The organism is Microbacterium stercoris, from assembly GCF_017592545.1.
Taxonomy (GTDB): domain Bacteria; phylum Actinomycetota; class Actinomycetes; order Actinomycetales; family Microbacteriaceae; genus Microbacterium; species Microbacterium stercoris.
In genome coordinates this window covers 312172-334095 of sequence record NZ_JAGFOA010000003.1, presented here as the reverse complement: position 1 = coordinate 334095, position 21924 = coordinate 312172, and the positions used below count along the sequence as shown (strand labels likewise).

At 70.6% G+C, this 21924-nt stretch carries 31 protein-coding genes; all 31 read right to left on the bottom strand.

Annotated elements, in window-relative coordinates; genetic code table 11:
• Window positions 1–13: 13 nt before the first annotated feature.
• Window positions 14–373: a hypothetical protein gene (locus J5V96_RS09405; RefSeq protein WP_208503112.1), complete on the bottom strand. Its 360-nt coding sequence runs from the start codon at window positions 371–373 to the stop codon at window positions 14–16.
• Window positions 373–729: a hypothetical protein gene (locus J5V96_RS09400; protein ID WP_208503109.1), complete on the bottom strand. Its 357-nt coding sequence runs from the start codon at window positions 727–729 to the stop codon at window positions 373–375. The genes J5V96_RS09405 and J5V96_RS09400 overlap by 1 nt, the downstream gene beginning before the upstream one ends.
• Window positions 730–749: 20 nt before the next feature.
• On the bottom strand, window positions 750–1103 hold the full coding sequence (locus J5V96_RS09395) for a hypothetical protein (protein ID WP_208503107.1): 354 nt from the start codon (window positions 1101–1103) through the stop codon (window positions 750–752).
• Window positions 1103–2017 carry a phage major capsid protein gene (locus tag J5V96_RS09390; protein WP_208503105.1) on the bottom strand — a complete coding sequence of 305 codons (915 nt, stop codon included), beginning with the start codon at window positions 2015–2017 and terminating at the stop codon, window positions 1103–1105. The genes J5V96_RS09395 and J5V96_RS09390 overlap by 1 nt, the downstream gene beginning before the upstream one ends.
• A gap of 14 nt (window positions 2018–2031) precedes the next feature.
• On the bottom strand, window positions 2032–2394 hold the full coding sequence (locus J5V96_RS09385) for a capsid cement protein (RefSeq protein ID WP_208503103.1): 363 nt from the start codon (window positions 2392–2394) through the stop codon (window positions 2032–2034).
• Between the two features lie 2 nt (window positions 2395–2396).
• Window positions 2397–3677, bottom strand: coding sequence for a head maturation protease, ClpP-related (locus tag J5V96_RS09380; RefSeq protein ID WP_208503101.1), 1281 nt, complete (start codon window positions 3675–3677; stop codon window positions 2397–2399).
• A complete protein-coding gene (locus J5V96_RS09375; RefSeq protein WP_208503099.1) occupies window positions 3674–5113 on the bottom strand; it encodes a phage portal protein family protein in 1440 nt (479 codons plus the stop codon). The genes J5V96_RS09380 and J5V96_RS09375 overlap by 4 nt, the downstream gene beginning before the upstream one ends.
• A 13-nt stretch (window positions 5114–5126) precedes the next feature.
• On the bottom strand, window positions 5127–6722 hold the full coding sequence (locus J5V96_RS09370; protein WP_208503098.1) for a hypothetical protein: 1596 nt from the start codon (window positions 6720–6722) through the stop codon (window positions 5127–5129).
• Window positions 6652–7071, bottom strand: coding sequence for a hypothetical protein (locus tag J5V96_RS09365; protein ID WP_208503096.1), 420 nt, complete (start codon window positions 7069–7071; stop codon window positions 6652–6654). Before J5V96_RS09365 ends, J5V96_RS09370 begins: the two co-directional genes overlap by 71 nt.
• Window positions 7072–7365: 294 nt before the next feature.
• Complete coding sequence (locus J5V96_RS09360) at window positions 7366–7716, bottom strand: hypothetical protein (RefSeq protein WP_208503095.1); 351 nt, start codon at window positions 7714–7716, stop codon at window positions 7366–7368.
• Window positions 7713–8018, bottom strand: coding sequence for a hypothetical protein (locus tag J5V96_RS09355; RefSeq protein WP_208503093.1), 306 nt, complete (start codon window positions 8016–8018; stop codon window positions 7713–7715). The genes J5V96_RS09360 and J5V96_RS09355 overlap by 4 nt, the downstream gene beginning before the upstream one ends.
• A complete protein-coding gene (locus tag J5V96_RS09350; protein WP_208503091.1) occupies window positions 8018–8179 on the bottom strand; it encodes a hypothetical protein in 162 nt (53 codons plus the stop codon). The genes J5V96_RS09355 and J5V96_RS09350 overlap by 1 nt, the downstream gene beginning before the upstream one ends.
• A 190-nt stretch (window positions 8180–8369) precedes the next feature.
• On the bottom strand, window positions 8370–8984 hold the full coding sequence (locus tag J5V96_RS09345) for a hypothetical protein (protein WP_208503089.1): 615 nt from the start codon (window positions 8982–8984) through the stop codon (window positions 8370–8372).
• A gap of 488 nt (window positions 8985–9472) precedes the next feature.
• Window positions 9473–10432: a helix-turn-helix domain-containing protein gene (locus tag J5V96_RS09340; RefSeq protein ID WP_208503086.1), complete on the bottom strand. Its 960-nt coding sequence runs from the start codon at window positions 10430–10432 to the stop codon at window positions 9473–9475.
• A gap of 139 nt (window positions 10433–10571) precedes the next feature.
• Window positions 10572–11057 carry an ASCH domain-containing protein gene (locus tag J5V96_RS09335; RefSeq protein WP_208503083.1) on the bottom strand — a complete coding sequence of 162 codons (486 nt, stop codon included), beginning with the start codon at window positions 11055–11057 and terminating at the stop codon, window positions 10572–10574.
• Window positions 11041–11517, bottom strand: coding sequence for a single-stranded DNA-binding protein (locus J5V96_RS09330; protein ID WP_208503082.1), 477 nt, complete (start codon window positions 11515–11517; stop codon window positions 11041–11043). The genes J5V96_RS09335 and J5V96_RS09330 overlap by 17 nt, the downstream gene beginning before the upstream one ends.
• Entirely contained in the window at window positions 11517–11768 is a 252-nt protein-coding gene (locus J5V96_RS09325) for a glutaredoxin domain-containing protein (RefSeq protein WP_208503080.1), read from the bottom strand. The genes J5V96_RS09330 and J5V96_RS09325 overlap by 1 nt, the downstream gene beginning before the upstream one ends.
• Complete coding sequence (locus J5V96_RS09320) at window positions 11765–12001, bottom strand: hypothetical protein (protein WP_208503078.1); 237 nt, start codon at window positions 11999–12001, stop codon at window positions 11765–11767. The genes J5V96_RS09325 and J5V96_RS09320 overlap by 4 nt, the downstream gene beginning before the upstream one ends.
• Window positions 12002–12035: 34 nt before the next feature.
• Window positions 12036–12566, bottom strand: coding sequence for a hypothetical protein (locus tag J5V96_RS09315; RefSeq protein ID WP_208503076.1), 531 nt, complete (start codon window positions 12564–12566; stop codon window positions 12036–12038).
• 444 nt (window positions 12567–13010) lie between these two features.
• The gene (locus J5V96_RS09310) at window positions 13011–13415 is read right to left on the bottom strand and encodes an HNH endonuclease (protein WP_208503074.1); all 405 of its coding nucleotides are present in this window, start codon (window positions 13413–13415) and stop codon (window positions 13011–13013) included.
• On the bottom strand, window positions 13415–13570 hold the full coding sequence (locus tag J5V96_RS09305) for a hypothetical protein (RefSeq protein ID WP_208503072.1): 156 nt from the start codon (window positions 13568–13570) through the stop codon (window positions 13415–13417). The genes J5V96_RS09310 and J5V96_RS09305 overlap by 1 nt, the downstream gene beginning before the upstream one ends.
• Window positions 13567–14565, bottom strand: a complete 999-nt coding sequence (locus J5V96_RS09300; protein WP_208503070.1) for a DNA-methyltransferase — start codon at window positions 14563–14565, stop codon at window positions 13567–13569. The genes J5V96_RS09305 and J5V96_RS09300 overlap by 4 nt, the downstream gene beginning before the upstream one ends.
• Entirely contained in the window at window positions 14553–15938 is a 1386-nt protein-coding gene (locus tag J5V96_RS09295) for a DEAD/DEAH box helicase (protein ID WP_208503068.1), read from the bottom strand. The genes J5V96_RS09300 and J5V96_RS09295 overlap by 13 nt, the downstream gene beginning before the upstream one ends.
• A complete protein-coding gene (locus J5V96_RS09290) occupies window positions 15935–17773 on the bottom strand; it encodes a DNA cytosine methyltransferase (RefSeq protein ID WP_208503066.1) in 1839 nt (612 codons plus the stop codon). Before J5V96_RS09290 ends, J5V96_RS09295 begins: the two co-directional genes overlap by 4 nt.
• Window positions 17770–18480 (bottom strand): hypothetical protein, encoded by a 711-nt coding sequence (locus J5V96_RS09285; RefSeq protein ID WP_208503064.1) that lies wholly within the window; start codon window positions 18478–18480, stop codon window positions 17770–17772. The genes J5V96_RS09290 and J5V96_RS09285 overlap by 4 nt, the downstream gene beginning before the upstream one ends.
• The gene (locus tag J5V96_RS09280; protein ID WP_208503062.1) at window positions 18477–18914 is read right to left on the bottom strand and encodes a hypothetical protein; all 438 of its coding nucleotides are present in this window, start codon (window positions 18912–18914) and stop codon (window positions 18477–18479) included. The genes J5V96_RS09285 and J5V96_RS09280 overlap by 4 nt, the downstream gene beginning before the upstream one ends.
• Window positions 18914–19615, bottom strand: a complete 702-nt coding sequence (locus J5V96_RS09275; protein ID WP_208503060.1) for a hypothetical protein — start codon at window positions 19613–19615, stop codon at window positions 18914–18916. The genes J5V96_RS09280 and J5V96_RS09275 overlap by 1 nt, the downstream gene beginning before the upstream one ends.
• Window positions 19608–20750: a YqaJ viral recombinase family protein gene (locus tag J5V96_RS09270; protein ID WP_208503058.1), complete on the bottom strand. Its 1143-nt coding sequence runs from the start codon at window positions 20748–20750 to the stop codon at window positions 19608–19610. The genes J5V96_RS09275 and J5V96_RS09270 overlap by 8 nt, the downstream gene beginning before the upstream one ends.
• Window positions 20747–21112 (bottom strand): hypothetical protein, encoded by a 366-nt coding sequence (locus J5V96_RS09265; protein ID WP_208503056.1) that lies wholly within the window; start codon window positions 21110–21112, stop codon window positions 20747–20749. Before J5V96_RS09265 ends, J5V96_RS09270 begins: the two co-directional genes overlap by 4 nt.
• Complete coding sequence (locus J5V96_RS09260; protein ID WP_208503054.1) at window positions 21109–21672, bottom strand: hypothetical protein; 564 nt, start codon at window positions 21670–21672, stop codon at window positions 21109–21111. The genes J5V96_RS09265 and J5V96_RS09260 overlap by 4 nt, the downstream gene beginning before the upstream one ends.
• Window positions 21669–21923 (bottom strand): hypothetical protein, encoded by a 255-nt coding sequence (locus J5V96_RS09255; RefSeq protein WP_208503052.1) that lies wholly within the window; start codon window positions 21921–21923, stop codon window positions 21669–21671. Before J5V96_RS09255 ends, J5V96_RS09260 begins: the two co-directional genes overlap by 4 nt.
• Between the last annotated feature and the right edge of the window lies 1 nt (window position 21924).

The following is a 21924-nucleotide window of genomic DNA, read 5'->3' as shown; positions in this document are numbered from 1 at the left end:
CGGGCCTCCTTGCTCAGCCGACCCCGCGGGTCAGCGGGATCTCCCTCGGCGGCGTCCATCCCGTCCAGGGGTTCGTGTCCGCCGCCGGAGGGATGCCGTCGATGCTGTAGATCGGGGCGCCGTCCTCGCCGTCGCGGATCCGGTCGCCCTTTCGGATATCGAGCGCGCCGTCGCAGTACAGCGACTTCGATTCGAGCGCCTGCTCGCGGGTCGCGTCGCCGAGCATCGACGTCGAGGTCTGCGCGACGAACGCGCCCTCGATCGGCAACTCCTCGGGCGCGGACCAGTCGCCCGGCACCTGCTCCCCCGAGTACGGGTCGGTCTTCGGCCGAGCACGCAACCGATACACCTTGTGGCCGAATGGGAAGTCCATCAGTACCGCTCCGGCCACAGGCGCGCGATCGGGCGCTCCGTCGGGAACGATCCCACCGGTGCACCTGCGGACGCGGCCGACCCGCACAGGGCCCGCAGGGCGCGGCGGGGCTGGCCGTCGAACGCCGACCCGAGGTCGGTGTACTCGACGCGGGCGGGGCCGATGCTCTGGCCCTTGATGAACCGGGAGCCGCGCGCGGTGATGTCCTTGTAGACGCGGCGCAGGATCGCCAGGGCGTCCTTCTGCTGCTCCGACTCGTCGGGGAACGAGTCGAGGCAGGGGGCGATGTCGCGAGCGATGATGAGCACCTCGCGAGCGAGATCCTCATCCGCGCCGACCTTGTCGTGCGTGATCACGGCACCGCCCCCTTTCTCTGTCAGGCCGAAGCCGCGGCGATCGCCGCGAGCTTCTCGGCCTTGTTCTTGCCGCTGCCCAGGTCGATGCCCTTCGCGGCGGCGTACGCGTCGAGCTGCTTGGCCGTCCACTCCTCGGAGGGGTCGCCCTCGGGGATCTCGACGGTCTCCTGCGTCGGGGCGGTCTCCGCGGCGGAGGGCTCCTCGACCTCGACGGCTTCGATCAGGCCGCGGCCGACCAGGCGCTCGAGCTGCTCCTCGGCGACGCCCTGCGGGACGATGTCGCCCCGGCGCAGCATGACGCCGATGCGGTTGCCGCCGGCGGCACCGATCGAGACCTTCGCCGCGGCGGCGCTCACGATGTGCTGGGTGCTCATCACGGGGCCTCCGTCCCGGTCAGGTAGAACCCGGCGAGCGGGTTCGTGACGATCGGCACGTGCACGTTGCGCGCCTGCAGGCGGGTCTTGTCCGCCTTCGGCTCGCGGATGCTCGCGATCTCGACGCCGGTGTCGCCGCCGATGGCGCGGTACTCCGGCGAGGGGATCTGCTCGCGGGCGATGCCGCCGAGGCGACGGCGGTCCACGAACAGCGGGTCGGCGATGTCGTCGCCGTCGTCGGGGATCCACGTCAGGCCGCCCACGGTGGGGAAGCCGTCGGTGAGCGCCTGGCCGCTGTCCTTCGGGAGGATGTCGAGCAGCTCGGGGATGACCTCGGCGTACTGCTCGCTGGGCAGCACGACCACGTCGACGTCGTAGCCGAGCTTCTGGCGACGCACGGCCGCCTTGACTCGCAGGGCGTCCTTGTAGATCTGCTTGCCCGTGGTCCACGCGGCGCCTGCGGCGAGCGTGTTCGTCACCGACGAGGCGACCGCGCCGAGCGCGGCCTCGTTCGCGGAGAAGACCAGCTCGGTCTGCAGGAACGTGAACGCGTCGTCGACCGGCTGACGCAGGAGCCGACCGACCTGCTCGTCGGTGATCTCGGTGGCGAGACCCTCCTTCACGGCGGAGTAGAACTCGTACTCCTCCTGCGACATGGGCGTGAGCTTGTACTCACCGCCGGGGGCGACGATCTCGGCACCACGCTGGGCGCGGATGACCTCGTTGATCGGCACGCCGATCGCGCCGCCCGTAATCGTGTACCGGCCCTGCAGCAGGTACAGGCCGAGGAACTGCTGGGCCTGCAGGATCTCCGCGAAGCGGCGGGCGACGAGCGTCGGCGACTTCAGGAACGCGATCACATCGGCCGCGGTGGTGCTGGCCTGCTGGCTCGGGGTCAGCGGGTAGGTCTGCATCTTGCTCTCCTTTCTCAGAGCTGGATAGCGCGCACAAGCGCACCATCGGCGGCGGACGTAAGGGCGAGGAAGACCGCAGTCCCGGCGGCGAGCGTGCGCACGGCGCCTGCGGCGGCGGTCTCGAGCTTCTGGCCGCGGGTGATGGCACCCGAGGCCTTCAGCTCGTGGATGGGCTTGCCGATCTCGACGGTGACCTTGTCACCGACGGCCGCGTCGTGGCCGGCGACGCCGACGTACTTCGCGGACCCGGCGGCGGCGGGCGCCACCGACATGTCGACGGTGCCGACCTCGACGGCCTGGCCGGCAGTGACCGCCGAGCTCACGCCGAAGGTGACGGTGTCGCCGGGACGGAACAGCGGCAGGTAGCTGGTCGCCATGATCAGGCCTCCTTCTCGGTCGAGCCGTAGACGCTGCCGTACAGAGCGTCGTCGGCGCTGGTGACCGTGTCGGAGTGGCCGATCTCAGCCACCGGCACGGCGTTCTTCGGGAAGGACTGCAGCAGGGCGGTGATGCCCTCCTCGTCCTTGTCGAGCTGGGCACGCCAGCTCTCGCGCGAGCTGGCCGCGATGCGGCCCTCGGCGAGCGCGGCGTCCACGATGTTGTCGCGGCGGGTGCTCTCCTGCTCGCGGCGGGCCTGCGCACCGAGGGCCGCGTTCTCGCGCAGCTCGGCGAGGGCGGCGGCGTCCATGACGACCGCGCCCTCGGGGATGGATGCGGCCGGGGCCGCGGGGTTCTCGGCCTGCTCCTCGAGCACCTGGTCGAGGGCTGCGAGCAGCGTCTCGTCCGAGGCGTCGGCATCGGTCACACCGAGCCGCTCGCGGAGGCCAGCCGTCAGATCGCTGTAAGCCACAGCGCTCTCCTTTCGGTTGGGGTCGCCCGGCTCGGTCGAGCTCGGGAGCTTGGTGGCGGCCTTTGCCGCCGTGCGGGTAGCCCGCGCCGCGAAGCGAATTACGCGCGCTGCGGCCATGTCTTCGGGCTCGTCTTCGTCGGGCACGACCAGCAGGTCGTCCTCGTCGCCGACGGTCTCGGTCTCTCCGGCGTCGGGGATCACGGCCACGCGATCGGCGAGGCCTTCGGCGACCGCGTCCGCGGCGGTGAGCCAGGTCTCGGCTTCCAGCAGCGCGGCCCAGTCCTTCTCTCCGGCCTTGGCCGTGTAGATCTCCGCGAGCGAGCGGTCGAGGCCTTCGAGCACCGCGGCTTCCTTGCGCATGTCGGCGGCGTTGCCCCAGACGATGGTGGAGGTGCAGTGGATCATCATCTGCGTGCCGGGAGACATCACGGTCTCGTCGGCACCGGCGGCGATCACCGAGGCGGCGGAGGCGGCGAGGCCGTCGACGACCGCGGTGACCTTCGCGCGGTGTGCGCCGAGCAGGTTCATGATCGAGATGCCCTCGAACACGTGCCCGCCCGGCGAGTTGATCCGCAGGATGATGTGCGAGACCGACTCGGGGAGCGCGTCGAGCACGCCGCCGACGTCCTTCGCGGAGATGCCCCAGAAGCCGCCCCAGGAGTCGATCGGGCCGTAGAGCCGGATCGTGGCGACCTCGGGGGCGTCGCCCGAGGGCGGCGGCGCGACGACGGCGTCGAAGAACTCGCGCTTGGTCTTGGGGACGTCGCGGCTGCCCCAGAAGCGGTTCGGCCACGTTTCGTTGCGGGTCATGCGGCCTCCTCAGGCTGGCTCGATGGGATGCGGCTGATGTCCGGTCCTTCGCCTGTCAGCTCGGCGCCCGCGAGCCTGATCAGCTCACGGGCCTCCTCCTGAGTCAGCGGGGGCTTGTCGGTCGCGAGGTAGACCTTCTGCGCCGTCTCGGCCGCGAACCGCGCGATCTCCCGCGCCTCCTCGACGGGCACGCCCTTGGACGCCAGCTCGGCGGCCAGGACGGGGAGCCCGTACTTCGTGCGCAGGTGCGCCTCGAGGCCGGGATCCTTGGTGAGGGCGCCGGAGTCGATGAGCGCCTTGATCGCCTCGGCGGTGATCTGCTGCTGCTCACCGATGGGAGTGGCCACCAGGCGCGGGGCCGGCTCGTTCGGTCCCCAGTTCAGATCGACGAGGTCCTCGATGACGTGCTGGTTGACCGTCTCCTCGATGTGCTGCGCCACCGCGTTCAGCGAGTCGGTGAAGAAGTTCGCGAACGTCGATCCCAGCGCCCACGACCCGGTCTCGGTGCCGAGGTTGAGGAAGTGCGCGAGGACCGCGCGCGCGATCTGCTCGTCGTAGTACCGGATCGGGGCGTCGGTGTCGGGCAGCTTGCCGGTGACGCCGATCAGCTCGAGCTTCGCCTTCGGGGGAATCGACGCTCCGGCTGCCTCCCCGGCGCGGAAGTTCTTCGTCAGCTCGAGGCCGGCGTCCTTCTCCGACTTGAGCCACGCCTCCCGCTCCTCGCCCTCGATGTTCTCGGGCAGCTCGGCGCCCGTGTAGACGGGCATGCCGAGGCCGTTGCGCTCGGCGGTGAGGGCCTGGATGCGCAGCACGCGGTCCTTGAGGAGCCACATCTTGTAGGCCGAACGCAGCAGGGACTCGCCGAGCCAGTTCGCGCCCTCGCGCTCGTTGACGAACGCGACCAGTCGGTCGACGGGGATCCGCACGTCGCGGGATCCGCCCGTGCCTCGCTGCTTGATCGCGACGAGCCCGCCATCCTTTGCGACGTCGACCTCGGCGATCGTGCGGGGCGGCCGCCACGCGAGCTTGCGCAGGTGCGCGCGCCCGGCGGTCTGGTCGTACACCTGCTCGAAGAACGAGTGGCCGTAGACGAGTTCCAGAAGCGCGAGGCGCAGGAACTCCCGCCAGGAGAACCGGCCCTTGGAGCGCAGCGGTGCGGTGAACGCCTGGCCCTTGATGGGCAGGCCCAGATCCGCCGCGATGTGCGCGACGACCTCGGGTCGGCATCCGGCCCCGTCGATCACCCACTCGGTGCGCATGATCGGCAGCGTCACGGCGCGGAGCACGGACTTCACCTGCGGGTCCTCGCGGCGCATCCGGTCGAACACGTCGATCGACTGCGGCCACAGGAGGTCGGGATTCGTCTCGTGCGTCTCCGCGACTAGGCCGCCCCACCCGACGAGTCCGGCGTCTGCCTGGTATCCGATCTCGGGCACGGCGACCTCCTCCTCAGAACCGCGCGTGCGCGAGGTTCGTCTCGTCTCGGGCGACGTCGTCGCGGGTGATCACCGCGGCCTTGGGCGGCGGCGGGGGCGGCGGCTTCTTCGGGGTCGCCTCGGACTTGAGCACGCCCCACAGCGCCCAGGTGACCGCCTGGGCCTGGCTGACGGGCTTGGTCGGGTCGGACTGTTCCCACGTGACGCCGGCGCGGCCGATGTTGCGGGTGGTCGCCAGCTCGAGCGACTTCGTGACCTCGTCCTGCTTGCGGTGCGGGACGAGCCCGGCGTTGACGTGCTCGATGAACAGGGTGTGCGCTGCGGCGATCTCGTCGAGGTTCATCGCGAGGTACTTGACGCCAGCGGCGTCGAGTGCGCCGATGACGGCTGCGGCGTTCTTCGCGTCGAGCACGACGAGCGCGTTGCCGTACTTCGCCTTCAGCTCCTTGAGCTTCGGGGCGATCCAGCGGGTGCCGGTCTCGGTGTGGAGGTGCTCGACGGCGATGTTCTCGGAGTCGATGCGGACGGCCGCGCCGATGGTGCCGTATCCGCCGCCTCGACCGAGGGCGAGCGAGAGCACGACGCCGTCGCCGGAGACCGCGGCGTCGTCGCGCGCGTGGCGCTTCCACACCTCGAGGTCCAGCTCGGACAGCTTCGCGGCCACCTCGGGGCGCCGGCTCGGCCAGATCGAGCAGCGCTGACGGGCGAAGGCCTCCGGGTTCGTCTGGCCCATACGGTCCCAGTCGTCCTGCACGGTCTTCCACGCGAGGCGGATCCCGAGGCCGGGGTTGCCTTCGCGCCACACCTGGGGGCTTCCAAGGTCGAGCTTCGCGGCGGTGTCCGGGTCGTCCGATCCGACGGGCGTGTGCTCGATCCATCCGGTGCGCTCGTACCCGCCCTTGCGGCCACGGTCGCGCAGGCCCTCGAAGTACTCGCCGTCCTGGTCCTCCTTGGGGACCGTGCCGGTGAACAGCACCTGCTTGTTCGGGCTCGCGTCCGTGGCGGGCAGCAGCGCCTCGAGGATGCTCAGCGGCGAGTGCTGCGCCTCGTCCACGATGAGCACGTCGAAGGAGATGCCGACGCCGGCCGATCCGGTGCGGGTAAAGAACACCAGGCGGTTGCCGTTCTTCAGCTCGATCGCCCAGTTGCCGTTGCCCGTCGAGATGCCGGTGACGCCCTGGGCGGTCTGCTTGCCGCCGCCGACGAGCTCGGCGCGCAGGATCGGCGAGGCGAGGATCGTGCGTCGAGCTCGGCGGAACGCCTCGCGCGCCGTCGCCCCTTCGTGGGCGGTGTGGCCGATCAGCTTCGGCGCGCCGTCCTCGCGCGGCCACAGGAACAGGTGGGCGAGTTCGTAGGGCAGAAGGATGTTGCCCTTGCCCTGCTGACGGGAGACGAGCACGCCGAACTCGGTCGCCGCCCACTGGCCGTCGGCGTCGATCGAGGTGATCGCCTCGAGGCCGCCCTCCTGCCATGGGTCGCACCGGATCTTCGCGAGGTCGCAGATGTCGAGGACGTCGTCGATCAGCGAGTCGACGCGGCTAAGAGGTAGCGCCCTGACCCTGGGCTCTTGCAGCCCGAGCAGCTCGAGCTGCGGCGAGTTGGTCAGCAAGGCTCAGCTCCTTCGGCGCGTCCCCTGCGCGGGATGCCTCCACGACCGCCGTGCGGAACTCCCGCGCGATCGGTGCGAGCTTCGTCGGGTCCTTCTTGGCCACCGTCTTGAACGCGGTTCGGAGGGTGTCGACGATGAGCTTCATGTCGTCGCCGTCGTCGGCGTCGCCGCTGGCTTCCGCGGGCACCTCGATCTCCGCGGAAGCGGTCGGCGTGGCGGCGGGCGAGCGGCGTCGCTCGCGTTGCGCCTCGGTGTGCGCCTGGCGGCATGCGTCGTCGACGGGCTCGCCGTTGCGGAGGTGCCGACGGTAGGCCGCATCGGTGCCGCAGGGGGCCTTGGGTCGTCCCATTCGCCCCACCTCCTCCCAATTCCCCCACATCGTCAATTCACCCGCGGAGAGAGGCGCCAGGACCGCGCGGGAGGTTGGCAGCACCCGGGCGTCGCTGGATTTTTCAGCGACGCCCGGGCGGAGGCGGTCAGCGGGCTCGGGAGACTCCGGAGGGGCCGCTGGGCGGCGTCTCGCGCTTGACCGGCTCAGTGTTCGTCTCGAAGTGGATAGGCAGCTCGAACGAGCCGACCTCTACAGGGTCCGCCTCCCCGATCTGCGCGAGGATCCGACCGACGACAGTCCCGATGGCGGCCATCACTCGACCCCGGTCGTCGCGAGGCTCGGTGCCACGTGCGGCATGAGCTCGTCGATCTCGTCGGGCAGGAGCGCGGCGGATGCCTCGATGGCGTCGGCGACGATGCCGCGGGCTGCGTCCAGGCTGCGCGGTGTGACCACTGCCACCGGCTCGATGCCGAGCGCCTTCGCCTCGTCCAGGCCCGCCCGCTTCGTGGCGGCGAGGTAGATGATGCGGCGGTGAGGGTCCGGGGCGACGTCGACCTGCTCAGGCTCCCGGGGCTCGGCGTTACCGAGCACCGCGGCAAGGTCCTCGTGGCCGTGCATGGGCTCGCCCTCGGCGATGACGACGTCCACCTTGTGGCTGTTCATGATGCCTCCCAGATCTCTACGGGTGCGTGGTTGCTCTTGCGGGCGTTGCAGTCGCGGTGCATCGGGACGAGCACCTGGCCGACGAGGCGGCCCCCGTTGGCGAGCGCCTTGTCGTGGTCGGCGGTGAAGCTGCGCCGGTGGGTCGAGGGCAGGTCGGTGTCGATCTGCTCGCCGCATCCCCACCCCGAGGGCGAGCCATACCCGCAGGGCAGGTGCTCGGCCTTCGTGCGGCGCTTCAGCGCGGCCTGCTCGCGGCGATAGGCGCGGTGCCCCTTACCGTCGCGGATCGCGTGGCTGCCCATCAGCGTGACGGCCTCGCGAGGATGCGAGCCTGCACCTCCGCGGGACTGATCAGGCCGAGCCCGCCCTTCACGTACGCCCACGGGTGCAGCGTGGCCATCTCGCGGGTGTGCTCGTGGCGGACGCCGGCGCGCTTGCGCTCCTTCCGTGCACGAGTGCCCACGGCGAACCTCCCCACGTGGTCGCGCGCAGCCCGCTCGGCTCGCGGCATGCGAGAGTCTCGGCGAGGGCGGGCCACGCGCCCGATCGACAGCCACCGCGCCCCAGATACGCGAAATGGGCCTGGACGTCTTGTCCAGGCCCATTGAAGGCTCACGCGAAGCGTAACACGTTCGATGGAAGAGTTTGAAGCATTACGCGCCGGGCGCGCCCACCTCCTCCGCCGGATCCCCCTTCCGTCCCACCGAACGCAGGACCCGCTCGAGGTTCGTCGTGGCCTCGATGAAGTTGTCGACCCAGCCGCTTTCGAACGTGATGCGGTCCGCGTGATGGATGATCTCGTTTCTCATGGATTGGACTTCGTACGCAAGACCTTCGGTCTCAGCACTGATGAATCCCAGACGTCGCAGCTTTCTCGCCAGCGTCCTGAGGCTGTGGCCCGCCTCCGGCACATGCAGGGCCACCGCCGTGTCGCGCACCACGACCTCGAGCTTCGCGAACGCGATGATGAAGCGGCCCAGCACTGCCTCCGGGTGATCCCTGCCTCCGCCGTCCGATGGCGAGGGCTCGGCGTCTGCAAGTTCGGGGATCTCCTCCGAATCCTCGGCAGCTTTGCGGGCGGCAGCATCCAGCTCCACCTTCCCTCCCCAGCCGCTGGCCGACCGGATGCGCCCGAGCACGTCGCGGAGCGAGCTGCGGAACATGATCAGTCCCGTGAGGACCAGCAAGGGCCACGCGAGCACCTTGACGTACTCGAGGAGCACCGCGCTGATCTCCCTCGCCCCATCGGCGAACACGACCCAGTCCATGCTTGGCATTATGCCTGGGCATCCTTCCGCGGACGGCCTCGTTTCGCCCTCATCCGGTGCTCCGCGCGCACCACGTCGGACTCCCGGAACCTGCCCACGAGCGGCGTGAGCTCGCCCGCAGCGATCCAGTTGCGGATGGTGCGCTCAGTCCTCCCCGCGCGCACGGCGGCCTGCGCGATCGTAAGCCACCGGTCAGCCATCGTGCCCCCTCGCCCCGCACGGGCACGGCACCTCGGCGTCGTCAGCGTCGAACGAGAACCCCGCGCACGCGCCATGCTTCCCCGACCTGCACTCGGGGCACGCTGGCGCCGATGGGCTTTCGGCCTCGGGCACGTCCGTCTCGACCTCGCACGACGGGCACCCGCGCTTCGTCGTCCCGTCGGGCCAGATGTGCAGCACCGTCTCCGGCCATCCGCACGGGCACGGCTCGTCCGTGATCGCGGCGACCATCCCCGTCTCCTCATGCGGCTCGGTCACGTACAGCACGCTCATGCCGCCTTCCCCTTCCTCTCGGCGGCCACGGCCTCGACGTCCTCACGCCAATACCGCCCCGCATCCGTCTTCACCAGCTCCTTCTCCGCCCACCGGCGGACCGTGCCCTGCGTGAACCCCGCCAGGCGCGCCGCGTCCGCGAGGGTCATCCAGCGCGGGTCGTGCGCGCGCACATCGGCGGGCTCGGTCGCGTACAGCTCGGACCACAGGCCACCGTCGTCAAGCGCGTTCGCCTCCCACCCGCAGTCCTCCGTCGGGACGGTCTGCCCCATCTGGCACACGTACCGCTCGGGAACGCGCCCGCGCGCCGGGTGGATCCTCACGGTCATGCGGTCGCAGTCCGGGCACGGTGCCGGCGCCCACGACGCGCGGGTGTCAGCGAGCCGCCAGCGCGCCGCGACATCCGCGAGCGTCCACATATCCGGCTCGGCGCCCGCCGGCGCCCGGTCGAGCACGGCCTCGCAGAGCGGCTCGATCTGGTGCGAGTCGTTCACGAAGTCGTCGAGCGCGAGCAGGATCACCTCGGCGCACGCGGACGCGTCCTCGAACGCCTCCGCGGCCGACGCGCCCGCCTCGAGGCCCGCTGCGACGTACTCGCCGTACCCCTGCAGGTGAAGGGCCCACTGCCGGAGGTTGCGCACGATGTGGTCCGACGCGTCGACCAGGTCCGCGGCCACGGGCGCCGGGAGCTCCGGACGCGCGCTCGGGTTCGACCGGTCGATCGCCCCGGCCTTCGTCGGGTCCGCGAGGCTGCGCAGGTGCCCGACGAGGTCGCCGGAGTCCTCGAGCAGCGACCGCAGACGCCGGTAGCAGCGCTCGCAGATCAACGCGCCATCGCGGGCCTCGCGCGGCACGCATCCCCGGCACGTGACGTCCCCCGTCTTCCCGAAGTCATCGCACTCCGCGAAGTGCACGTCCTTCACCGTGCACCCGCGGATGCATGCCCGATCGCTCATGCTCTCCCCCTCTGCTCGCGCGCCCTGAGCGCGGCGGCCTCGTCCATCAGTCGGCGCAGCGTGGTTGTCGGTGCATGGCAGCCGCAGCCCGGGTTGCCGCACCACGAGAACGGCACCTTGCACCGCGCGCAGCACCCGGTCATGCCAGCACCTCCGCGATGCGTGCGACCGTCTCGTCGTCGAGTCGGCGGAGACCGAGCGCACCGCGATACGGGATCGGTTCGGCAAGCGGGCGCGGGTTCTCGAGCACGAGCTGCCAGTGCCCCGGCATTGCCCACTCCGAGCACCACGCCTCGTTCGCCTCGGCATCGTCGTAGTAGCTCGGCGGGAGCACGTCGACGAGGTCGACCACGCCGATGATCGCGCCGCGGTCAGACCAGGTCGGGTCCCACCTCAGCGGCTGTGCTCGCCGTGCTCGGTACCAGTCCGCGTGATCCCACCAGACCGTCTCGGGCGCGTCCTCTGCGTCCGCCCGCGCGGCGTGGATCGCCACCGGGCCGCGGTAGTCGCCCGCGATGTTCCGGACCCGGTTCTCCACGTCCTTCCCGCCGTGGATGATCGCCCACGCCCACGGCTGACGAACCGTCAGGATCCGCATGCCCTCGAGGTCAGAACGGAGTGTCATCACCGAACCCACCCCCAGGTGCCCACGCCCCGTCATCCCCGCCCGGCTGCGCCGCCGCCCACTGATCCGCCTGCCCGGCCCCGCCGGCATCCTGACGCGCCGCACGCGTCACCTGCGCCGTCGCGTACCGGAGGCTCGGGCCGATCTCGTCGACCTCGAGTTCGATCGCCGTGCGGTTGTTGCCGTCACGGTCCTGGTACGTGCGCTGACGCAGACGGCCCTGCGCGATGACGCGCATGCCCTTCGTCAGCGAACCCGCCACGTGCTCCGCGAACTCGCGCCAGACGCTCGCGCGCAGGAACAGCGCCTCGCCGTCCTTCCACTCGTTGCTCGCGCGATCGAAGTTGCGCGGCGTGCTCGCGATCGTGAAGTTCACCACCGGGAGCCCGTTCTGCGTGTACCGCAGCTCCGGATCCGCCGTCAGGTTCCCCGCGACCGTGATCACCGTCTCCCCAACCATCAGACCGTCTCCTCGGCGATCCGCGCGGCGAGCGCGTCGATCATGTCCGGGCGGAACCCGGCCCATCCCTCGTCGCCGACCATGACCACGGGCGCCGATCCGAACCCGAGTGCCTGTGCCGCGGCGAGGTTCCCCGGGTCGAGGATGTCCTCGACCTCGAACGGGATCCCCTTCTTCGTCAGCAGATCCTTCGTGAGGTCACACTGCTTGCAGTCGGGCTTCGTGTACACCCGAACCGTCGTGGTGGTCATGCTGTCTTCCTCTCATCTGTCCACTCCGCGAACTCGCGGATCAGGTCTGCCTGCGCTCGCGCCACCATCCGGGCCTTCGCCTGGTACGCCAACGCCTGCTGAATGGTCGTGAACCGGAACCCGACGCGCCGCAGCCGCTCGAGCGCCTTCTCGTCCGCCGCGGCGATGCGCTCCGCGCGCTGTTGCAACGCCCCATCGAGCACCGTCTGCTGGTTGCGGTCGTCCCGGTTCATCGCCGGCCCCCTGCCGCTGTCGACGTGTCCGCGATCACCACGGCCCCTCCTGCTCTTGCTCCTCGTTGAACTTCGCGATCTGGTCCTCGTAGCGCTGCTGAGCCACCCAGCGATCGTGGCGGCGGCGCGCAGTACCACACGGGCCGCAGTCTGCGTATCGTCCGTTCGGGTGATCCGGGCATCCGATCGGCGGGGCGTCCAGCAACAGGGGCCGTTTCGGTATCCGGGTTCGCTCCTGCTCCTGCTCCCACCGAGCCCACTCGCTCGCGCGCTCCCCCTGCTCGGCTCGCACCCGCTCCCGCGCGCCCCCCACAGCCAGGAACCTTCCGGAGGCTTCCTGCACGGGCGGCGGCGGGCACTCCGAAGGCAACGGCCGCGGCGTCCTCAGCGGCCGAGTGAGCGCGATCCACGTCGCCCCGTCCGCGTCGAAGATCCGCAGGAACCCCGACTCGTCGAGCAGCATCAGATGCTCCTCGATCACCTCGGGCGTCATCTCCGGATCCCCCGGATACACGGCGCCCGCGATCAGGTCCGCACGAAGCTCCGCGCGGCCCTCGTCGTCCACGAACCCCCACAGACCCATCCCCGTCAGGCGCGCCGGCTTCGGCGCGGCCAGCAGGCCCGGATCCGTCCAGAACGTCGGCGGGATCTCCCTCTGCCGTCTCCTCATTGACACCTTGGTCGTTCCCTCTCGCGAATCCCTCGAAGCACAGGTCGACGGCGAGCTGCAGGTGGTGCTCGTCGACCCGGAAGCACTCGGACCAGCCACGGCCCATGAACAGCAGCCCCCGCGCGTCGGCCTCGCGCGTGAACGCGGCGGGGAACCAGCGGCGCAGCACCCGCAGGGCCTCCGCCTCCCACGTCGCGTCCGTGCCGCGCGCGAGCACGAGGATCTGCCCGCCGGAGCGGGTCATCATCTGCACGCGGTGGAAGCGCCACGCGCGCCCCACCTTCAGCACGCCCTGCTCGGGCCAATAGACGACGTATGTCATCGCGTACCGCGGCATGCTCATGCGGCCACCGCCTCGAGGTGCCGCGCGATCTCGAACGACGTCGCCGGGCGCCAGTCGTCGTACGACATCGGCATCCGCCACGACCCGTCGAGCATCAGGATCGGCGTGAGCCACACGCGCTCGAGCGTCTTGCGGTGCGTCGAGGCGTGGAGGACACGCAGGCCCCGCTCGAGCAGGTCGAGCAGCACGACGCCGGTCGCCGTCTCCTTCTCGGCGTTGCAGATCGAGCACGCCGCGATCAGGTTCACGCCGTCGTCGAGGACGTCGCCCGCGCCGCCGTGTCCCCGGTTCGCGCGATGGTCGGCCGTCTGCGCCTCGCCGCGGCAGTTCGCCAGGGCCAGGAGGCAGAAGCCGCCGTCGCGCGCGATCACCGCGCGCTTCTTCGCCACCGAGACGGCCATTAGTCGGCCGCCTTCGCGGCGTCGTGGCACCTCTGGCAGGTGACCCGATCCCAGTCGCCCGGGCGCTGGATCGTCACCAGGGCGCGGCGCGGGACGTCCTTCGTGAAGCACACCGGGGCGTTCGCGGCGCGCGCGTGCGTCGTCTGCCCGCTCATGCCGCATCCCCGTCAGCGGGGTCGTCCCAGTCGTTGAACAGGGCGACGGACTCGGAGTCGTCGTCCTCGTCGACCGCGGCGAGGTTGCGGATCGCCTGCTCGAAGTAGGACGGCTTCAGCTCAGCTCCGATGCCGAAGCGGCCCATGCGGACGGCGGCGAAGACCTCGGACCCGACGCCCATGAACGGCGTGAGCACGCGCTCGCCGGGCAGGGTGCGAAGGTCGAGGTATCGCTCGATGACGTCGAGCTGCAGCGGGTGGACGTGCTTCTCGTCGTCCTCGTCCTTGGCGTCTCGGAACGGGAGCACGCGGTCGATGCGGACGTCGTCCCACACGCTCGAGGCGTAGCGGCGCCAGATCCAGTGCGAGTAGCGATTGGCCTTCTGGTCGCCGTCGAAGCCCCGGAAGCGCTGCAGGTCGGCGGGCACCTGCTCGTCGCCGGCGTACTTCGAGGTGAGCCCGACCGGGTGCGAGATCGGCTCGGCCGACGGCCCGGGCTTGCGGAAGACGAGCAGCTCGTCCGGGGCCGCGACTCCGGCGTATGCGGCGTCGGTGACGATCGTCTTGTGCGCGAGGTTCTTCGCCATGGTGCGGTTGCGGACCGCGAGCGGCTCCTTCCAGATCACATGGCGCGCGATCAGCTCCCAGCCCGCCGCCTGGTGAGCGCGGATGACGTCGCCGGGGAAGTCGACATAGCTGTCCTTGCCCGTGTTGCCGGACGGGATCAGCGCGGCGTGCACGCCGGTGGTGCGACCGGGCACAGTGACGCGGAACTTCTCGCGAATGACGAAGCCGTAGTGCTTGAAGAACTCGTCATAGTCGCGCGCGTTGGAGAGGTCGCGGTCGTCGGACGAGTAGTTGTACAGGCCGCCGAAGGGCGGCGAGTAGATCGACGCATGGATCGAGTCGTCCGGGATCGCCCGGAGCACGTCCATGCAGTCGGCGTTGTAGATCGCCCATCGGTCGGTGATCTGCTGAGTCCTCACGCCAGCCATGCCGGTACCTCCACGGGGTTGTCGTACGTCGCCCGGGTCACGCCCGCGGCGTCGTTCATGTGCGCGACGAGCGCGGTGAACATGCGGTCGGCCTGCTCGGCCTTCCGGTTGAGATTCGCGAGGACGTTCAGCCCGCCCTCGGTGGTGATGACGTCGACCTCGACGTCGTGCTGCTGCCCGAAGCGCAGCATCCGGCGGGTTGCCTGGTAGAGCTGCTCGTACGAGTGCGACGGGAAGTACGTCATGCGGTGGGAGTGCTGCCAGTTCAGGCCCCAGGCGCCGATCGACGGCTTCGTGACGAGCACGCGGATCTCGCCGCGCGTGAAGGCCGCAAGCTTCTCCTCCTTGACCTCCGGCGAGTCGGATCCGGTGACCTCGACCGCGCCGTCGATGAGGCGGGCGAGCAGCGAGGACTCGTCGTTGAGGTGACACCAGGCGACGCCGTGCTCGGCATCGTCGAGTGCGGCGGCCGCGGCCTCGCAGCGCTCGGTCAGCGTGCGGCGCGTCTCCTCGCGCTCCTCCTGCAGCCCGATCGCGGGCATGTCGAACAGGGTGTCGGCGCGGGACTCGCGCGCTTCGATGACGTGCGTGCGCTGGATCAGCGCGGGCAGGGTGTGCCCGCGGTCATCGAACCCGAGGTCGGAGGGCTTGCGGATCGCACGTGCCCACGACGACACCCAGCGCCAGAAGGGCTCCTCGCCGTGGCCCTTGAAGCGCCATCCGACGTCGCGCGAGCCGGCGGCGAACCGCGAGCGGGACGACACAGTGCGGTTGTCGTTGACGAAGAAGCGCGTGAGCATGTCGGTGTGCCCCAGTTCGCCGAGCGCCTCGCTCGACGTGCCCAGCTCGAAGTAGTCGTTCGGCGCGGCCGTCGCCGTCCCGAGCAGTCGGTACTGGATCCGCCGCATGAACTCCGTGACCTGCTCGCGTCGGGTCCCGTCGAACGCCTTGATCGCAGAGGACTCGTCACAGACCACGCCGCCGAAGTCCGAGAAGTCGAACTTCTCGATCTGCTCGTAGTTCGTGACAGTGATCGGCGCGGTCACGGATCCGTCGCGCGAGAGCGCAGCGTCGTGCCCGAACTTCTCGGCCTCGGTGACGATCTGGAATCCGACCGCGAGAGGCGTCAGCAGCAGGACGGGCTTCCCCGTTCGGCGGTGCACCTGCTCGGCCCAGGCGAGCTCCATCGGCGTCTTGCCGAGGCCGCAGTCGGCGAAGATCCCCGCGCGGCCCTTGCGGACCGCCCAGTCGACCAGCGCGTGCTGGTAGTCGAACAGGTGGCCGGGCAGATCGACGGGCTCGAAGCCGCCCATGTTCTTGAGCTGCGCTCGCTCCTCGATGAAGGACTCGTAGTCCACGAACGCGACGGTCATGCCGCCACCGCCAGCAGGAACTCGGCGACGGCGTGCCCGAGATCGCGGGCGGCCGGCGGGGTGACCGCATTCCCGGCCTGCTTGACCTTGTCGCGCTTCGACCCGACCAGGTGGTAGTCCGGGGCGAAGCCCATGCCCATCTGGATCTCGTGCGGTTCGAGCATCCGGAACCCGGCGTCGTCGACGTCGAGGCTAATCGGCTCGGACGGATCCAGGAGCGACTGGTGCCCGCCCGTCGTGAGCGTGCGCAGCGGCTCCGTGACCGGCGTGGACATCTCCGCCCCGCCGAGGTTGTTCCGCATCACGAGCGCGTGGTGGTTGCCCTCCGCGCTGACGGTGTCGATCGGGTGCGAAGCGGGCTTCGCGACGCCGTGGTTGCGCATCGGGATCACCAGCGCCTCGCGGTCCGCCGTCGTGACGGTGCCCATCGGGGCGGACGTCGGACGCGCCGTGCCGGTGCTGTAGTACGGCACCAGCAGGCCGGTCTCGTTGCGGGTCGACTGCGTGCGCAGCGGATCCGACGCCAGCGCCGCCACCTTGCCCTCGCGACCCTCGACCGGCACGAGCAGCGACGCGTGCGTGCCGCCGGCGACGATCGACGGGAGCACGTCCGACGCGGGGCGTACGCGGGAGTCGTCCGCGCCGCTGACGATGTTCATGATGAGCGCTTGCGCCGTTGCCGTCGTCATCGTCGGCAGGGTCTCGTCGACGGTGCGCGCCCGGTTGGCGTGGTTGTTCGTCATCACGAACGGGGGCACGGCGAGGCCGTGCTCCGCGGATCCGGTCTGGACGGGCATCGGCTCGTCGGTGCCGTTCACCCGCAGGTAGTTCGACCCGGTCGTGATGCCGTCGTAGGTGTTGCCGGCGGCCTTCGCGATGATCGGCGCCCAGTGGCGCTCGATGCCGCGGCGGATCCGCTCGCGGGTCTTCTCCGCGAGGGGCTTGTCGCGGTCGCCGATGCGCTGGGCGGGGATCGTCCAGTCGATGATGCTCGACGCGGGGAGCCAGCCCGGCTCGACGACGGCCCAGCACTCGGGGCAGCGGTAGAGGTACTGGGCGCGGTAGCGGCCCCACTGCTCCTTCTTCTTAAACGCCTGCACCGCCTGGATCTCGCCGTGCTCGAGGCACAGCGCCATCGGGCGGGTCCACTTGCCGATGTTCGGGGCCTTGATCTTCTTGCCCTGCGTGAGGTCGGCGCGCCACATCACGATGTACATGCGGTCGCGGGACTGCGGGGCCGGCATGCCGCCGATCTGGGCGTGCATCGAGTTCAGCCAGACGAACTGCAGGCGGTAGCCGAGGGACTCCATCGCGAGCTGCCATGCGGGGAACTGGTCCCACTTCGCCGCGTCGACGACGTTCTCGAGGATGATCGCCATGTAGCGGTGGTGCTCGGCGAAGCGCGGGATGTCCCACATCGTCGCGCGGGAGCGGTTCGCGGCCTCGTCCTCCTGCGGGCGGGTACCGTCCAGCTCGAACAGGGCCAGCTCGGTCTGACGGTGCCGCTTGATGCCCTTCGCGATCGAATGGTTCGTGCACTCCGGGGAGCCCCACAGGACGTGCGTGCGCGGGAAGTACCGCGGATCGACCTGGGAGATGTCCGCCTGCGAGTGGTCCGTCTCGGGGTGGTTGATCTGGTGCGACTCGATTGCCTTCGCCCAGTGGTTCGCGGCGATGACCACCTTGAACCCGGCCTCAACGAGCCCGGAGGATGATCCGCCGGCCCCGCAGAACAGGTCCGTCACGGTGAGGCCGTTCCAGGGCACGGTCGGCTGGCGATAGCCGACGGGCTGCTCGACGACCTCGGTCGCCCGCACGAGCGTGCGCGTGCTCATTCGTCCTCCTCCGTGCGCGTCGGCTGGATGAGGGCGGTCGCGCGCAGCACGGAGCCCTCCCAGAAGTCGAGGAGCGCGGGGCCCTGCTTGCCGCCGGTGCCGGCTGTGTACTGGATCACCGGGTGGGTCGTGTGCGGGGTCTGCAGCGCCCGTGCGTCGGCGAGGTGGTCGAGCACGATGGGCGCCGGCCCGCTGGTCTCGGCGGTGCGAGCGATGTCGATGAGGCGCTCGGTCGGCGGGTAGTTCTCCTTGACGAGGGGGACGTCGAAGCGGGCGGAGGGGGCGGTCTCGTCGTCCCACTCGCGGTAGATCACCGATGCCCAGCCGGGGTGCGTGGTCTTGTCCTGGATCACCGGGAGGGTGATCAGCAGGATCGCGACCGGCTCGATCAGGGAGTCCTTCTTCGGGGTGAAGGTGCGGACGTTCTTCGCCGCCCAGGCGAGCGCCTCGCGGGGCACGACGACGTCGATCGGGTCGACCGGGGCGTGAAGGTTGAGGTGCATCTGGTGGAGGCGGTAGGCGTCCGTCGCGGTCGCAACGGCGGTGAACTGGTCGGCGACGATGTGCGCATGGCAGCGCACGCCGTACACCTCGTCCTTCGCGGCCGCGGCGAGCAGCCCCTTCGACAGCCACCCCATGTCGAGGGTGCCCATCTTCAGCTCGTGCGCGACCGTCAGGTCGGCCGCGTCAATCGTCGTGGTGGTCATGAGTGCTCCGCTCGGAAGTTCGCGTTGAGGGACCGGAGGATGTCGATCTCGGTCGTGAGGGTGCGGCGCAGGTCGCGGCCGTACTCGAGCCGGATCTCGGCGTCGTCGACCTCCTCCTGCGCGCTCATGGCGTCGTCGTCGATGACGGCGTACGCGCGGGCGTCGGCAATCGAGAACCCGGCCTTGCGGGCGTTCACGAACGCCTTGCCGCGCGCGATCATCAGGTCGCGCTTGGCCTTCTTCACGTCGGCGGCGAGGTCCTCGAGCGCCTTCGGAGCGCGCGAGATCCGCTCGCGCGCGATCAGCAGCGCCCCCGCGACCTGGACGGGCGAGGGGAACATCGCCGCGATCTCGTCCTCATTCAGTCGGGCGATGTCCAGCGGGACGAGCGCGAGCTCCTGAACCTCCCCGGTCTTCTCGTCGACGGCGGGCATCAGCGGCGGCCCTTCTTGCGCCGCGCGGCACGGTTGGCCGGGGGCTGGTAGTCGGACGGCATCCTGATCGACTTGCCGCTCTGGCGTGCCGACATCTCGACCCGCTGGCCCGCGATCGGTGCAGCCGCCGACGTCGTGAGCTCGGCACGGCGAGAGCGCAGCGCCCGGTGCAGCGCGGTCCCGGCGGCGTCAGGCGTGAACACGCGTGCCTTGCGTGCGGCCGCGTCGATCTCGTCGAGCGTCGCGGCGTCAGCGGCCGCGGCGATCTCAGCCGCCCAATCGCGCGGCGCGGGCTCGGGCGCCTCGGCGGGCGCGGTGGTCTCGCGGCCGCTGCGGTCTTCGTCCTCGAGCACCATGTCGCCGAGCAGCTCGCGGAACGTCTGCCGGAACGCGACCATCCGGACCGTGCGGCCGAAGTGGCGCATCGGGGCGTTGGCCCACTTCGCCGCCCAGAACGGGTCGGCCGTGGGGACCTGCTCGTCCCAGCGGATCGTGACCGTGGTCGGGACGCGCACCTCCTTGCGGTACACCGTGACGCGGGCGTACTCCGGGAAGGGGCGATCGCTGGTCGGTGCCCAGGTCTCGCGCCACGTCTCGCCGTCGTCGGAGAACTCGACCGGGCCCGTGCCGTCCCACAGCCCGGAGGCGTGGACGATCCGCTCGACCTCCCCGATCGTCTTGACCTCGACCAGCTCAGACACTCTCGACCTCCTGGAAACGCAGCGACTGGCGTCGCGTGATCTGCGGGTACTTGCGCTTAGCGGCGGCCTCGAGGAAGGCCAGCTCGACGCGCAACTCCTCGGCGCGCGCGTGCGCCTCGGGCTCGGCTGCGCGCCATGCGGCGTCGTCGATCGAGACGGACTCCGACACGGTGATCTGGAAGCCGCCCACCTCCCCCATGCCGACCGCGCCGAAGCGGTCCGCGAACGGGAGCGCGGCGGCGGCCTTCTTCATCGCGCCGTTCGTGACCTTCTCGGCCGCCGCGGCCGCGTCGAGCGCGGTCTTCGTCGGGGCCCACGCGGCGAGCGCGGCGGCGACCTCGTCGGGGAGGTCGTCGACCTCGGGGCATCCGGCCTCGCGCCAGGCGATGAACTGGTCGGCGCGGTAGGTGAGCCAGGCGATCATCTCGTCGTCGCGCGGGACGGGGATCCAGGTGGCGCCGTCGGCGGGCGGCTGGTCGTCCTCGTCGCGGACCTCGAAGCCGTACAGGCCCGCGGTCGCGCCGAGCACGTGGATCTGCCACTGCACCTGGGCGAGGTGGTCGGCGGGGATCGTGTCGAGCTTCCAGCCGTACTCGTGCGACTTCACCTCGACGACGATCAGGCCGGCCTCGGAGCGGATGCCGATGCCGTCGGGGGTGGCGCGGTGCAGGTCGTTGTCGGCGGCGGCCCACAGGGCGCCGTTCGGGTGGACCATGCCGACCTCGTCGGCTGCCTCGTCGAGCAGCGCGGCCTCGCGGGAGGATCCCGCGCGGGTGGCGGCGGTGCCGTTGAAGCGGGATCCGTTCATCTTCGCCTCGAGGATCCGGCGCCAGGTCTTCACGCCGCCACGGGCGATCTCCCACACCTCGGAGGCGGTGACGCCCTCGCCGCGCTCGGCGAGCCACGTCTCGCGCGGGGCGCCCTCGGGGACGACAATGCGTGCCGTGCTGGCGGGGACGACGTCGGCCGCGCCGGCGGCGGTGCAGCGCTCGCACATCGGGAAGATGGGCGACGCGCTGGCGTGCCGCTTCCATCCGCTCTTGCCACAGAGCGTGCGGCCGTCGTCGGCGAGGACGTGCGAGATCCGCGAGGTCATGATGTTCACGAACGCGGTCGCCTGCAGGGTCGCGGTCATCGGTGGTCTCCTTCGATGGTGAGTCGCCAGGCGATAGCGCGGCGGCCCTTGCGGGTGCGGGTCTCGCCGTCCTGCACGACGTGGCCGTCGTCGGCCAGCTGCTTCAGGGCGGTGCGGAGGCGGGACCCGGCCCAGGTGGTCGGGGCCGTGCCCTGCCAGGCGCGGTTCAGGTGGCGGGTCTCGATCTGCTCGGACGACAGCGGACCGCTCGCGTCGCGGAGGATCGCGATCACCTCGAGCTCGGACGCCTCGCGGCCCTCGGTGGTGATGCTGTCGGCGGCGGCGTGCGAGGTCTCCGGGTCGGTCACACGAGCGCGGGCCGAGTCGCCGGTGATCTGCGACAGGATCGCGGGGCCGGTCACGACGCTGCCCCCTGCCAGATCGGGCGGCCTGCCGTGATCCCCGGGGCGTCGGCGGCGAACCACGTCTGCATCGGGATGTCGACGGGCAGGAAGCCCAGCTCGCGGTCACTGAAGGTCGGGTTGATCGCGCGGCACGGGCGCTCGACGCCGTGGAACGTGATCGCCCACAGCTCGCCCGGCTTCGCGTCGTGCCATGGCTTCGGCTCAGGGTGAGCCTCGAAGAAGGCGCGAGCGGCTTCCATGAACGCGCCCGAGGTGACCTCGGCGTTGCGCACGTGCTTCCAGAACGTGAGCGCGGCGGTCGGGTTCGACTCCTCGAACACAGTCACGCTGCCGTTCTCGCGCGGGTACACCACGTAGTCCGGGTTCTCCGGCCACCGCCACCGGCCGAGCTGCTCGTCGCGCTCGGCGTCGAGGATCCGGCGGATCTCGTCGACCACCGAAGCGGCCATCGTGACCGCGCCGACCTGCTGGCCGTCCTGCAGTTCGGCGATGCGCAGCGCGCCGCTCTCGTCCAGCTCGACGGTGTGCGTCACCACGGGTCCCTCGTGTTCGATCACAGTCCCAGCCCCTTCCGGATCTCCGTCTGCAGGCGGCCCTGCGTGTGGTTGTCGGGTCGCGTCGCGAGGAACGCGATCAGGTTCGCGATCCGCTGCTGCTCAGCGAGCGCCAGCGTCGCCTCGGCCTGGGCGACAAGGGCGGTCGCGAGGTGCGTCGCTTCGGTCGCGCCCTCCTCGCTCTGCCATTCGTGCACCCAGTCGATGTGCTGCCGCGCCTGCGCGGCGTGGTCGGCCTTCTCGTGCTCGCCCATC